The 13,141-nt window shown below is 56.1% G+C and carries 12 protein-coding genes and 1 other RNA gene; 5 read left to right on the forward strand and 8 right to left on the reverse strand.

Translation table 11 applies throughout. The annotated features are described in order from the left end of the window. Positions 1-94: 94 nt before the first annotated feature. On the reverse strand, positions 95-3,235 hold the full coding sequence (locus IEN85_RS09310; RefSeq protein WP_191616823.1) for a DUF748 domain-containing protein: 3,141 nt from the start codon (positions 3,233-3,235) through the stop codon (positions 95-97). A gap of 96 nt (positions 3,236-3,331) precedes the next feature. On the opposite strand from IEN85_RS09310, the gene IEN85_RS09315 reads away from it, so the two are divergent. From IEN85_RS09315 to IEN85_RS09325, 3 genes are all read left to right on the forward strand, one after another. Further along, entirely contained in the window at positions 3,332-4,012 is a 681-nt protein-coding gene (locus IEN85_RS09315) for an HAD family hydrolase (RefSeq protein ID WP_191616824.1), read from the forward strand. Between the two features lie 87 nt (positions 4,013-4,099). Then, positions 4,100-4,885, forward strand: a complete 786-nt coding sequence (locus IEN85_RS09320) for a dienelactone hydrolase family protein (protein WP_191616825.1) — start codon at positions 4,100-4,102, stop codon at positions 4,883-4,885. Positions 4,886-4,901: 16 nt separating this feature from the next. After that, on the forward strand, positions 4,902-5,966 hold the full coding sequence (locus IEN85_RS09325) for a metallophosphoesterase (protein WP_191616826.1): 1,065 nt from the start codon (positions 4,902-4,904) through the stop codon (positions 5,964-5,966). Between the two features lie 65 nt (positions 5,967-6,031). Here the strand turns inward: IEN85_RS09325 and IEN85_RS09330 are convergent, their stop codons facing one another. From IEN85_RS09330 to IEN85_RS09345, 4 genes are all read right to left on the reverse strand, one after another. Then, complete coding sequence (locus IEN85_RS09330) at positions 6,032-7,018, reverse strand: VPDSG-CTERM sorting domain-containing protein (RefSeq protein ID WP_191616827.1); 987 nt, start codon at positions 7,016-7,018, stop codon at positions 6,032-6,034. 224 nt (positions 7,019-7,242) lie between these two features. Beyond that, positions 7,243-7,770, reverse strand: a complete 528-nt coding sequence (locus IEN85_RS09335; protein ID WP_191616828.1) for a hypothetical protein — start codon at positions 7,768-7,770, stop codon at positions 7,243-7,245. Between the two features lie 35 nt (positions 7,771-7,805). Continuing rightward, a complete protein-coding gene (locus tag IEN85_RS09340) occupies positions 7,806-9,332 on the reverse strand; it encodes an ATP-binding protein (protein ID WP_191616829.1) in 1,527 nt (508 codons plus the stop codon). Continuing rightward, entirely contained in the window at positions 9,329-10,000 is a 672-nt protein-coding gene (locus tag IEN85_RS09345; protein WP_191616830.1) for a response regulator transcription factor, read from the reverse strand. Before IEN85_RS09345 ends, IEN85_RS09340 begins: the two co-directional genes overlap by 4 nt. Positions 10,001-10,169: 169 nt before the next feature. Here IEN85_RS09345 and IEN85_RS09350 point away from each other — a divergent pair, with 169 nt between their 5' ends. Together IEN85_RS09350 and IEN85_RS09355 are read left to right on the forward strand one after the other, a co-directional pair. Further along, on the forward strand, positions 10,170-10,631 hold the full coding sequence (locus IEN85_RS09350) for an EF-hand domain-containing protein (protein ID WP_191616831.1): 462 nt from the start codon (positions 10,170-10,172) through the stop codon (positions 10,629-10,631). A 161-nt stretch (positions 10,632-10,792) separates the two neighbouring features. Beyond that, a complete protein-coding gene (locus tag IEN85_RS09355; protein ID WP_191616832.1) occupies positions 10,793-11,311 on the forward strand; it encodes a tetratricopeptide repeat protein in 519 nt (172 codons plus the stop codon). A gap of 93 nt (positions 11,312-11,404) precedes the next feature. On the opposite strand, the gene IEN85_RS09360 is transcribed toward IEN85_RS09355, so the two are convergent. The 3 genes from IEN85_RS09360 to ffs all read right to left on the reverse strand — a co-directional run bounded on the left by IEN85_RS09360 (position 11,405) and on the right by ffs (position 13,082). Beyond that, positions 11,405-11,569 (reverse strand): hypothetical protein, encoded by a 165-nt coding sequence (locus IEN85_RS09360; protein WP_191616833.1) that lies wholly within the window; start codon positions 11,567-11,569, stop codon positions 11,405-11,407. 173 nt (positions 11,570-11,742) lie between these two features. After that, the gene (gene dnaX / locus IEN85_RS09365) at positions 11,743-12,888 is read right to left on the reverse strand and encodes a DNA polymerase III subunit gamma/tau (RefSeq protein WP_191616834.1); all 1,146 of its coding nucleotides are present in this window, start codon (positions 12,886-12,888) and stop codon (positions 11,743-11,745) included. A 95-nt stretch (positions 12,889-12,983) separates the two neighbouring features. Continuing rightward, an RNA gene (ffs, locus tag IEN85_RS09370) (signal recognition particle sRNA small type) lies at positions 12,984-13,082 on the reverse strand. Positions 13,083-13,141: the final 59 nt, after the last annotated feature.

The following is a 13,141-nucleotide window of genomic DNA, read 5'->3' on the forward strand; positions in this document are numbered from 1 at the left end:
TGACGAAGAATGTGGCGGATTCCACTTCGTCCACGCTGAGCCAGTAGCTTCTTTTCCCGCACTCATCTCATCCTGCGCAGTCCGCTACGAAAGGTCAGTCTGTCAGTCGAATGATCAATGCCCCCGATTCGCCAGAAGCTTCGGCCTCGTCAAGCGCGGTCGAAAAGATACGATTTGCCTCGACTTCTCCATCCTCCAAGAGAGCTGTCTTAAAATTCCTGATACGTTCCTCCGAGAGGTCCTCAATCCAATTACTGCTAAGGCTTACTTCTGGAGTCATTTCGACCACTGCAGCCAGCATTTTTTCAAAGCTCACCGATTCCACTGGATTCGATTCCGCTTTGCCAAGGTCCGAAACACTTTCCGACGGTGCGGAGGCGAGCTTGGGCTGAACATTTGTTTGAGGCGAAGGATTATCTTTCTTCCCGAATCCAATAAAACGAGCGAGTCGCTTTACCAATCCCGTGTTCGATTCTGCGGATTCGGTTCCCTTCGGAGTCGCCTCGACCACGGTGACAGCATCGTCCTCGGACGCTTCAACGCCTTGGCCCGCTTCCATCCCTTCTGTTACGGAGGCGGCTTGAATCTCAGCGTAGCGGCTCTCAACGGCAGCCCGCAGGGCCTCCCGGTCAACTGGCTGCAGCAAGTCTAGCCCGCTCACAACTTGAAACTGGGGATTAGCTAACGTGTGCATCAAGTATTGATCTTTTAAATACTGCTCTTCCGCAGGATCCGGTAAAAAGCTCGCCTCAAGCTTCAAGCCCGGGCGTTCGACCAGAAGCTTTCGAAGGGCTGTTACCTTGTCCATTGCTACCGAATCCAGTTCGACTTCCGATACTGCAAAAGCGATCGAATCTAAGTCCTCTCTCCCTCCCGCTAATCTAGCGAGAAATTTCAATGGCGATGCGACTGCATTCAAAATCAAGTTACGGAAAGCCTTACCGACCAAGCCCCAAGGTTTAACTTGAGGGTCCGAGAGATCACCTGAAACAGGCAAGCCGTTGTAAGAAATCATGCCGCTGGGATCTCTCATCAGATTGATGGCAAAGCCCAACGGCAGATTGATAGCCCGCTCGCTTTCGACTTTTTCTCCCAGCGTTAGCTGGTCAATTTTGAAATCGTTGCTTCCTTCCAAGCGATCGTCGCGTACTTCGTAGCGAGAAATAATCTCAAACTGCCCTTTCGATAGTTTGCGCCCCAAATACGTTGCCCAGTAAGGGCTCGTTGAAGTGAGGTCGTATCCACGAAAGCTCATGTCGAGGTCGAGGTACTTACCTGGATCCGCAATATTCAACTTCCCTTTGCCAGCGATTCGAGCGCTCCCGTCCACTGTACCTGAGAAATTGAAATTCGCCAATTCGTCCGACGAGGTAGAGACTCCTTCCACCAGTAAATCGAAATTGCTCAATCGGCTATTATGAGTCGAGACAAGGGTTGTATCCACAAAACCAGCCCCAGCAGACTTCAACTCCAAGCGGGCGAGCCGGAACCGCAAACCGGTGCTCTCCTCAACCGCTTCCGCCTTCTGCTCCACCTCCTGCTCGATTTTAGCGATGCGCTGTAGATTGATGCCGGCCTCGTCTTGCCACGTTGCGATCAATGGCTCTACGAGCGTCACGCTTTCGATCGTAACGTCCTCGCCCCGAAAATCGACCCCCTTCACCATCAGGCTCGCAAGCGAAGCGATTTCCTTCTCGGATTTCGATTCCTTCAGCAAAAGCTTCTCCAACTCGAGCGAGCCCGTCACAACCGGATTTTCGAAGGCATTCAATGCGGCATCGATCTGCATTCCAAGTACGCCGTCTTCCACTCGGGCATGAGCGAATTCCGACACGTAAGCCTGAGCGTGCCGCAGCTCCACGCCCTCCATGGTCAGAGAGGCCTTCGAGAGGCCTTGCAGCGACTCCAAAGCAGCATCAAGCTCCAGCTTTCCTCCAAGGGCATTCAGCGCCAGGGTGAGCGCTCCAGACGCGTCGTAAGCGCCATCGACTTGAGCGGCCTGCAAGGCGGAGAGCGAGAGCTCAATGTTTTCGATCTCAGTTTCAAACGGATCGGAAAGGCTTTGATCTTCAAAACTCAATCGTCCTTGAGAAACAACTACGGAATCAATCGACGCTTTAAAGTTGCCAGCAGTTGCCTTGTCCTCGCCGGAGGAGCTGCTGGCAACCGCCTCCTCGCTTTTCAGCGCCGGAAGTCTGGGGCTGCCGTCTGGAAGCAGAACCGACTCGAAAGCTGGTGCCTCCAAGGCGATGCGTTCAACTGCGAGCTCCATTTCTCGAGCGTTAAGCTGGATACCCTCCAGCCTCAGCGTTTGCCAAACCGCAAAGGTCTGGACTTCATCCGAAACCTCCACCCCTTCGACTCCGATATCTCCCGCTACCGTGATCGTTGCGCCACTTTCGCTTAGCTCAACATTCTGCGTAAGCTTAAAACCAAAAGTACCAGCGACCTCAGCTTCTACGGCTTCATCGACAAAGGGCTGTAAGCTCCGCAACGGAAAGCCGAGAAGTTCAGTCTTAATCTTGAAATGCCAAGGAGCCAGGCTAAGGGCCCCTCCGCTAACTTTTAGGGCGGCTCCGCTCCCCGTTGACAATTCTCCGTCGAAATCCCAATGGAAAGCAGCCTCAGCTGTATTTGCCTCGCTGATACCTCTTTTTTCCACCGTACCGATATCGCGCCCGTGGAACCGATCGATTGCCAAAGTCTCCTCGTAAGGCGTCGCGAGGCTGGCATCCTTGTAGTGAAACCTTAAGCTCTCGAGCGAGAGGTTTCTCACGATCACAGAAGGAACCGAAGAATCGCTATCCGTCTCGGCTTGAGGAGCCGCTGCCTGAGCATCTAGGATATCTTGAAAGCTGAAAGATCCGCTGGGATCCACGGCAACCCAAACATCGGCATCGTTGATCTCCACAGACTTCAGGGTGATGGTACCAAAAACACTCGCTAATTGCGGATTGGCGGAGAGCTTCGCAATCTCCAGCAGATTGCCTGCTTCACCCTCTCTAGGACCGACCGACAAACCGTACAATTTCGCTTCCAAGCTGAAGGGATTGAAGGTCGCTCTTTCCAAAAGCACATCACGTCCAAGCGTCTCGCTTCCAAGCCCTTGAATTTGCGATTTCAGGATCGCAGGAACGCCCCAAATACCAAAGGCAATGTAAAGCGTGAAAAGGACTAGGCCCGTGATAGCGAGTCGTTTGCGCCAGGAGTGTTTCGATGAAGCTCGTCTTGTCATAACTACGATTCCAGTAGGAAGCTTTCTATGATGAACCGTGGATCATGGCAAGGTTTGGAGTTGTAGGAACCCTCATTTTCAGCTTCCTCGGGGGCTATGAGTGGAAACTCCGCATTCGACGCAATAGTCTGGGATATGGACGGTCTGATATTTGATACCGAACGGCTTTCCTTTCTCGCCTGGCAAGCGGGAGCAAAGTCCATCGGGGCGACTATCGACCTGGAGCTCTTCCAGTCGCTCATCGGCATGAACGCCCGAGCCATCCAAGCTAAGCTGCTTCAAGATCTGGGCGAAGGAATCGATGTCAACGCCCTCACGAAGGCTGCGGGGGCCAGCTACGAGCAACTGATAGCCGACGGCCCCCCCTTGAAGCCGGGAGCAAAAGAGTGCTTGGAAACGATTGCTCGCTCTCCCATCCCTCAAGCGCTGGCGACTTCGTCCTCTTTTCGCTACGCATCTAAGAAGCTGGAGCACCATGACCTTTTGAAGTGCTTCGACGCCACGGTGACAGGCGATCAGGTCAGCAATGGAAAGCCGCATCCGGAGCCCTATCTTCTAGCGGCCGAAAAACTCGGTCTCTCGCCCGCTCGATGCATCGCTTTCGAAGACTCCGTGAACGGCATCCAATCGGCTAAGTCAGCAGGCATGTACACCGTGCTCATCCCTGACATGTGCCCCCACGACGCCGTCTCCCGGAGCCGCGTAGATCGTGAATTTTCCTCCCTCGTGGAGGCGCTTCCGTTTCTCTGCCAGCAGTTTGCAATCACCCAGGGCTAGGGCATGCTGCTCATGGTTGGAACGAGCACGCATGGTAGCTGCGCAATCTCGCGCCTCCAGAGATCGTTGCACTGAAAACGACTGCCTATGAAAAAAATCCTTCTTCTTCCGATTCTCCTCTCAATCTCAGCAAGCCTCTTCGCCAAGGCCAACTTTCAAAGCAAAACCGTGCGTTACCAACTGGACGGAACAACGTTCGAAAGCACCATCGTGTATTCAAAGGACGGCGACAGTTCCAAGCCTGGCATATTGATGGTTCCGAATTGGATGGGCCCTACCGAGGGCTCGCTGCAAAAGGCTGCCAAAGTGGCGAGCGACAAGTACATCGTGATGATGGTCGACATGTACGGCGTGCAGACGCGCCCGAGCAACGGACAGGAAGCGGGTGCAGCCGCTGGAGCGGTGAGGGCAGACCGTGATCTAATGAGGGCTCGTTCCGCGAAAGCCTTGTCGGTATTTAAGTCGGAAGCCAAGGAACTAGGGCTAAACGCCAATAAAGTCGCTGCCATCGGTTTTTGCTTCGGAGGCGGCACCGTTCTTGAGCTTGGCCGTAGCGGGGCAGAGCTCGATGCGATCGTGAGCTTCCATGGCGATCTACTTTCGCCGACCCTCGCCGAGGATGCGGCTTCCACCCAAGCCAAGGTCCTGGTGCTCCACGGAGCGGACGATCCCTACGTGCCACAGTCAGACGTCGAAACATTCGTTAAAACCATGCAAGGCACGAACGTCGACTGGCAGCTGGTGCAATACAGCGACACCGTGCACAGCTTCACCAATCCGGAGGCCAACTCCGACGGTGCCCGCTACAACGCGATCAGCTCCCAGAGGGCTTTCGCCGCTATGGAAGCCTTGCTCGCCGAGGCGTGGCGCTAGGGCTTGTTGACGCGTCATGTTTTTTGTATTGGTCCCGCTAATACTCGGGCTCATCAACTACTACCTCTTTCGCACGGCAGCCAATGCCTTCCCGGCCCTCGCTGTCTTCTTCGCCACTTCGCTCACCCTTCTCTTCCTGTCGCTCTTCGCGGCTATCTATTTGGAGAGGCGTAAGCGACTTGCCCTATCCCTCCCTTTCTCCTGGATCGGCTACTCTTGGCTAGGCATCAGCGGGATCGCCTTCAGCCTGACCTGCCTCAGCGACCTTGGGCAGTTGATCGGTCTCGGCTACTCAGACCGTTCCCAATTCCTGGGAATCGCAATTCTCACCGTGTCGCTCAGCGCTTGGGCCGCCTATGAAGCAAGACGGGTGCACGTCAAGCGAGTCACTCTGCGGAGTCCGAAACTGAAGGGGCTTCGCAAGCCGATCCGGATCGCCCAAATTTCAGACCTGCACCTCGGCGACAGCAGTTCATTGAAGCGGACCAGAAAAATCGTGCAGTCCATTAACCTGCACGAACCTCATTTGGTCGTATCCACCGGAGACTTGTTCGATGGCTACCTCGAATTAATGGCCCCCTTCGTCGATAGCCTCAGAGAACTCGAGGCTCCGCTGGGAAAATTTGCGATCTCTGGAAACCACGAGGTTTACGCCGGCTTGGAAGAAGCGATGTCTCTCACTGAGCTTGCGGGATTTTCCCTGCTGCGGAACCGATCGCAGGCTGTCAACGAGTACCTCACGGTCGCTGGAGTCGAGGACCCCGCTTCCCCTCAGCGGCCGGACGAAAAGGCGGCCTTGAATACCTTGTCTCAAATCCCTTTCCACCTCCTGCTGAAACACCGACCCGATTTCGATGCCGAATCTGTCGGGAAATTCGACCTGCAGCTTTCGGGACACACCCACGGAGGACAAATCGCCCCGTTTCATCTGCTCACCAAAATCGCCTACAAAGCGAAACCTGGACTTTCGGAGCTCGCTCCCGATCAGTTTCTCTACCTCTCCCGCGGGACAGGGTCCTGGGGCCCGCAGCTTCGCTTGTTCGCCCCTCCAGAAATCACAGTCATCGAATTGACGTCCTGATCCAATGGATACAAGAAGGGCGAGACTTGTACTTGTCTCGCCCCTACGACTACCAATCGATCATTTCAGCGCAGCTTGCGTCGCAAGAGAGCCAGCATAGGCAATGCGATCGCCGTCATCAGAGCAGTGGAACCGGTGTCGGGCACTTCCGGGATGTCGTGCTCGATCCGATGAACGTGTACCTGTCCCCCCGACTTGTTGAAGGAATCGGCCACCACCATGCCTTTGATTTGATTGTTGTGGTGGTTGACGCTGGTATCGACGGCGAGAATGGACCCCACGAACTGGTTCTCCAGGTTCACGAAGCTGTTCCCGTAGAAGTTCCAGAGAATGTGGTCGGCTGCTTCTTCGCCGTTTTGCGTGTTGGAGAGCGTTCCCGCAAAACCAGTGAGGTCGACGTTGATGATAAGCTTATCGGTCGCTCCGGCCAAAGCGGTGAAGTTGAGGCTCTTGATCGTCAGGAGCTCTGCGGCGGTCAGGCTGATAACGTCTACCATGCCACTCGTCCCCAAAGCGTAGTTCCAGTTGTTCTTGTCTGGAATGTCGGTGTCTAGGTCCAGGGTAGCCGCCGTGTTCTTAAGCGCGTTGGAAAGAGCCGAAAAGGCGGAAAACGAGCTCGAAAAATCGATGCCGAGGGAGCCGACAGATCCTGTTTGCGGAGGCTGAAAGTTGATTTTCTTGCCCGTGTTCGCGTCATTAAATCCGGAGGCATCGATGCTCTGTCCTGCCGACAAGCTTTCGACGCGGATCGCATTCGTGTCCAAATTCGAGGCCATCTGCCCGCCGTTCCCGGTGGAGAGCAGTTCGATCTGCTTCGAGGCGATCACGTAATCGCTGATGTTGGGACGGCTGCTGAAAAGGCTTTGGTTTCCGTCCAAGATCAAGCTACCACCAGTGGCGATCGATCCGTGGATGCTGGCGCCATCCAAGGTCGCATCTCCCCTGACGAATACGTCGTAGCCGTAGGTCAAGTCCTGGAACGAAACAGCCGAAGCAATCGGGGCAAGGCTGAGAATTGAAGCTGCTAAGAGAGTAACTGAGGTCTTTTTCATCGCGATGTTCTGGCCTCGAGTAAGCAAGCGGCATACCCGAAGCCGAAGATGCAACGTTAAATCCCAGTTACGCACCTGCGCAGCAAAGACTTAGGCAAGGTAAAAAATCGTACGATAAGACATCAGCCGTCCCTTGTTTTGTAAGAACAAGCAGACATCTTACAAAACTTGTAAAAACCCAACGTCCCATAACTCGTCGGGCTTAGCGAGCCCATCGGCTGCCTCTAGAACGTGAGGCCGCTTTCGAAGGGCACCACATCGTACTTCACAGTGCGGTACACTTCCCCATCTATATAGATCGTCAGCTCGTACTGCCCGAGCGGGTCGTCCTCGGAGAACCAGAAGGGGCTGGAGTAAATCTTCCAGTGGATTTCAGAGTTGGAGCGGATGAACTTCCCGCCTTCCATGACAGTGAACGCTTTTTCCAGTTCAGGCGTTACGCGGATGGGTTCAGGGAAGCGGATCTCGAAATATCCCATAAACCGTTGCTGATCCTTTCGAGTCACCTCGAACCCGTGCACGTACTCCTTGTCGACGTTGCGATAAATGTAAGTCGTCTCGGCGTAGACGCGAAACGCGCCCGAGGGCCCAGGGGACATCACTCCAAATTTGGAAGCGTATTCGGACTTCCACTTGTTCTTGGGTTTCGCTTCCAGGAATTGTCCGCCAACGAAAGCAGCAAGCGCGACAAGAGCAATCGCATGCAGACGGGCGAAGGCGTGAAGGCGGGGCAATGAGAGCTTGGAATTCATAAACGCCCAAGCCCTAAAGAACTCCGCCAGCGAGGTCAATCCGCCGCTGATCGCGAGCCCCGATAAGCAGGCAGCTGGAGCTGTATGCGCAAGAGGTCCGCAGGGTCGTCCCCCACGATCGACAGCTGCCCGCCTTGCGCCCTGGCGAACTCCAAGGAAAGGCTCAGTCCTAGACCCGCTCCGTCCACCGCCCGATTGCGCGCCGCGTCTCCACGGATGAAGCGGTCGAAAAGTCGCGAGCGGGTATCGCTGTCCATCGGCTCGCAACGATTGGCCACCTCGACCGCGATCATGTCCCCGATCGCCTCGAGGCGAACGGTCACCACCGACTCTCGCGGCATGCGGTACTTCAAGGCATTTCCCACCAGATTGTTGAGGATTTGACGGGAGAGGGTTTCGTCGCACAGCGACTCCAGCTTTTGCTCCGACGGCGAAACCTCAAAACGCAGCTTGGCCTCCGGCTCGTCGTCGCGAGCGAGCTCAACGACATCCTCTACCAGTTGCGCAAGGTCGACTCGTTCCGCTTGGATTTCCAAGGTCCCCGCATCGGCTTTCGCAAGAATGAGCAGTTTGCGGGTAATCGACTTTAGCCGGTGCGTTTCCTCTAGAAGCCCCCCTAGCAACCGTTGGGCGTCGCTGCGGTCCTCGGCCTGCTGCAAGGCGACTTCCAATTGCCCCTGCAAAATGGCCAAGGGCGTTTTCAGTTCGTGAGCCGCGTCCGCGCTGAAGCGGGTCGCTTGCGTGAAACTGCGTTCCAGTCGCTCCAGCATGCCGTTAAAATGTTCGATAAGAGAGGCGAACTCGCTGTATTCGCCGGAGCTATCCACTCGTGCTGCCAGGCTTTGAGCGGAAACGGAAGCAATCGTATCGCTCAAGCGGCGAACCGGCGAAATCGCTTTTGTAACAAAAATCCAGATACACGCCGCCATAGCGGCTAGAGCAACCGGGAACGCGATTGCAAAGGCGTTTCGCATTAGGGCCGTGTCTTCTCGAATCGTTTCGTAGTTGACCCCTACCAACACGTTGTAGCCCCTCAGCTTCACCGCAGCGATACGCCAATGGCTTCCATCACCCTCGCGAACCCAGGAGAGGAACTGCATCTCGGGACGCGCCTGCTCCATGCGGAAACCGCGTTCCCTGCCGTTGAAGCCGCCGGGACCGGATGGCGAACCACGCGGACGGTCCTCAAACGGATCGTAGCTACCCTCGGAGCGCGGCAACGCGGATCGATCCAAAAACAATTCCTCGAATTGGCCCCATGAAACCACGGTGAGCTCTGAAGCTGCTTGCTCGCCGACGTCCTCCCTGCCGTATGCGGCAATAAAGACTTCTGTGCCAAAGCGTTTCTGCAGCTCCTTGACCGCTTCCGGCCCAAAGCGATTCCAGTAGCGAGCGTGGCTAGGAGGCGGATGGGCGCGCTCCACCATGATTCGCAAGAAATCGTCCACTTGCCCCTGCTTGATGTGCTTGAAAGCCAGGTTTCCCGCAATGCCGAATGCCAACATCACGGCGCCCGCGATCACGCTCGTCCAAAGGATAATCCTGAGCCGAAAAGATTTCATGACTTGCGCATTCGGTACCCTGCCCCACGCACCGTTTCGATCAATTGCGTTTCCTGCCCCGCATCGACCTTCTTGCGTAGTCGTTGTATGCACACATCCACTACATTAGTGCTCGGGTCGAAGTCGTAGCCCCAAACATGTTCCAGGATTTGGGTACGGGTCAGCACCCGGCCGGGGGAACGCATCAAGTATTCGAGCAGATTGAATTCACGCGTCGTCAATTCCACTGAGTCGCCGCCTCGCATCACTTCTCGCGTGCTCAGGTTCACGGTCAGGTCTTCTACCTGCATCAAGCTAAGCGATTGCCCGCTGGAGCGACGGTGCAGGGCTTGGATGCGAGCGACCAGCTCGTCCAGATAAAAGGGTTTCGTGAGGTAGTCGTCCGCTCCAAGGTTCAAGCCCTCCAGTCTCTCATCCAGCTCGCTCCGAGCCGTTACCAATATCACAGGCACCGTATTGCCCGACTTCCGCAGCGACTTCAAAATGCTCAAGCCATCTCTCCCAGGCAACATGATATCCAGCACGACCACATCGTAGCTTTGGGTGGTTGCGTGCAGGTAGCCGTCATTCCCATCTTCCGCTAACTCGACGACGTAACCGTGCTCCTTCAGTCCTTTGAGCACGAAGTCGGAAATCTTTTTTTCGTCCTCGACGAGCAATACCTTCATAACAGCCATCCTGCAATAAATGCCCCAGCTATCAAGGTCACGATTCATTACAATTTTGTAATGGGGAAGGTAATGAAGCGGTAATCCCGACGCGGTTTAATCCGAGCATCGAATCGAACGGCGAACCCGCCGTCGCAACCACAATTAACATCGGAAAACCAAAATCGTAATGAAAGCACAACTACTCACTCTCGCCGCCTTGGGATCGGCTTTTTTCAGCTCAACCCTGTTCGCTCGCCCCGAAGGACCTCCGCCGCCACCAGATCCTGAAGCCGTGGTGGTAGAAATGTTCACCGACTACGATGTGGACGAAAACAACAGCCTCAATCAGGAAGAACTCATCGCTGCCTTCGTAGGCATCCGAGAAAAGCATATGGCAGCTCGCCAAGGCGATCGTCCTCGCATGGGACGCAAAGGACCGGAGGGAGAGGAATCCACCGACCGCCCCAGAAAGGGCAAGCGGCGCGGCCCCCCTGCTCCCGAAGAGCTCGCTCCTAAACTGATCGAAGATTTCGACGCCAGCGGAGACGGGGAGCTCAATACCGAGGAACTCCTGCAAGCCCTGCAGAAAATGCACGAGCGCGGCGGCCGTAGAGGCCCTGGCAAGCCAGAGTCAGACGACGCGGCCTAGCCGACCAAGGCAATCGACCGTGGCGTAGAAACGTCACCTCGCTCGGAGATCCGTTTTCCACACACAACACACACGGCGGGTCCAGCCTCTGGCTGGGCCCGTTTGCGTGCGATTCGCAATTGCCAAGCCAAGCAGCAAACCTAGGCTCTCGGCCCAACAGCATGCTGAGCGAACGCGAACAAATCCTTTTCAAGAAAGCACTCACCTACGCAAACGGCTACCGGGAACTCGGCATGGTCGAGGAAGCCTTGCAAGAGCTCGCAAACCTAGGCGAGACCTATGCCTCCCGAACCGAATTCCTGCAAATGCAGCTGGCCATTTTCATGGAAGCTAAACGCTGGCAGGACGCCTTGCCCGTGGCCAATATCCTCGCCTCGCGAAACGATTCGGACCCCGGCAATTTCGTTAACCTCGCCTACATCACGCGACGTGCGAGCGGGATCGAGGGGGCACGCATCATTCTCGAAAACGCGTCCAAGCGCTTTCCCCGAGAAGCGATCATTCACTACAACCTTGGCTGCTACGCTTGCTGTACCAAAGACATGGATACCGCGAAAGCGCACCTGCTCACATCCTTCAGCCTAGACGAAAGCTACCTCGAAATGAGCGAGACCGACGAGGACCTCAAGTCCCTGAGAAGCTGGATCGCCAAAATTCCCCGCCCCGAAAAAGAAAGCTAAGTCCCCCGTAGCGCTGAGCTTCAGCCAGCGTCCGCAGAGCAAGACCCTTTCTCTGATTTCGCTGGCTGAAGTTCAGCGCTACGATTTCCGCCCTTACTTGATCTTCTTCGGGTTTACCCGCTGGACCTTGTTCAGCTTGGCTCGAAAGAGCTCCTCCATGAGCACGCGCGTCTTCTCGGGGATACGCTTTTCGACCGTTTCCAAGGGCGGCAATTCCATGCCGTCGTCGGGAATTACGTCTTCGTCACGCACGGGCATGGAGCTGCCAAGCTCTTCGGCTAGGTCGAATTCGCTCGGTGCATCGATGTAGCCCTCGTCCGCCTCCGTTTCCCGGTTCTCGAAAGGGCTGGCCTCCGGCGCTCCGACAGGTGCGAGCCGTTCAGGCGCGGGAGCGATTTGCGTTCTGACGTAGGGCTTACGCTCCGGGACCGTCAGTCGTTTTTTTTTTCGTCAGCAGTCTCCGGCAAACCCTCCGCGATGCTGGAAAGCTCGCGGATCAAGCCGTCGATAGCGCGGGCCCGACATTCCTCGGACGCCTTGAGGAGAGCGACTTCGAAGTTCACCTTTTCGCTGAGGCCAAACTTCAGGCCGGACTCGCTCTGGCGCAGGCTGTCGAGCAAACGCGTCAGCGACTCGGTGCTGAGCTCCTCGCCCAGACTGGATGTCTTGCCACCGCCGCGCACGGCTTCCAACAAGGCCGCACGTACCCGAGCCTGCAAGTCCACCAACGCCCGGTAGAAGTCTTGTCCGGAAGCGTCAAATTGGTCGCTTAGCTCCAAAAGTCGCGGGTGGTCGCCAGTAGCGATCGACTTTGCCAGCTCGTCGATATGCTCGCCGCTGACCAGTCCGTACACTTGCAGTACATCCGGTTCGCTGATCTTAGCGCCGCAGAACGCGATCATCTGGTCGAGGATCGATTGCGAGTCGCGCATGCCGCCGTCCGCGAGGCGGGCGACCGCCTTGAGGGCGTCCTCGTCCGCTTCGATACCTTCCGCCTTGCAGATCAGAGCTAGGCGCTCGCGGATGAGCTCCTCGGGAATGGGCTTGAGGTCGAAGCGTTGGCAGCGGGATACGATGGTTGGCAAAACCTTGTGGGCTTCCGTGGTCGCGAAGACGAACTTCACGTGCTCGGGAGGCTCCTCGAGAATTTTGAGCAAGGCGTTGAAAGCGCCGGTAGAGAGCATGTGCACCTCGTCGATAATATAGACCTTGTACTTGCCTTGGCTCGGGGCGTACTGGGCGTCTTCGCGCAAGGCTCTTACCTGCTCCACGCCGTTGTTGGAGGCGCCGTCGATCTCCAGCACGTCCATGCAGGTGCCGTTCATGATGGCCTTGCAGATTTCGGAATCTTCCGGCGGTTCCGCCAAGGGGCCTCCTTCGCAGTTGAGGCACTTGGCGAAGATGCGGGCAGTAGTTGTTTTTCCAGTACCGCGAGGACCGACGAATAAGTAGGCGTGAGCGATGCGATTTTGCTCGATCGCGTTCTTCAAAGTCCGGACCACATGGTCCTGACCTACGACTTCGTCGAACTTCTGCGGGCGCCACTTGCGGGCAATTACCTGATAGCCTTGGCTCATTGATTGGGAAACTTGGTGGGGCGGCTTGTGCGAAGCAACCCTGGAGAATATCAGGTGGGGCGGCTTGTCCCAAGACGCTTGCGAAAAGGAAAAAAGGTGGCCAGGCACCCTACGGCGCATGTGAAACGCGACTACCGTTGCTACCTTCCGGTCCTGGCGGGATTCGCCCGTCCAGCATCGCATAGGACCTGGCCGTTGGAGAAGCTCGACGGTCTGGCCGCCGGTTTCAACCCCAATTTTAACAAATTTCGCT

The sequence above is a fragment of the Pelagicoccus enzymogenes genome (genome assembly GCF_014803405.1).
Classification (GTDB): Bacteria; Verrucomicrobiota; Verrucomicrobiia; order Opitutales; family Opitutaceae; genus Pelagicoccus; species Pelagicoccus enzymogenes.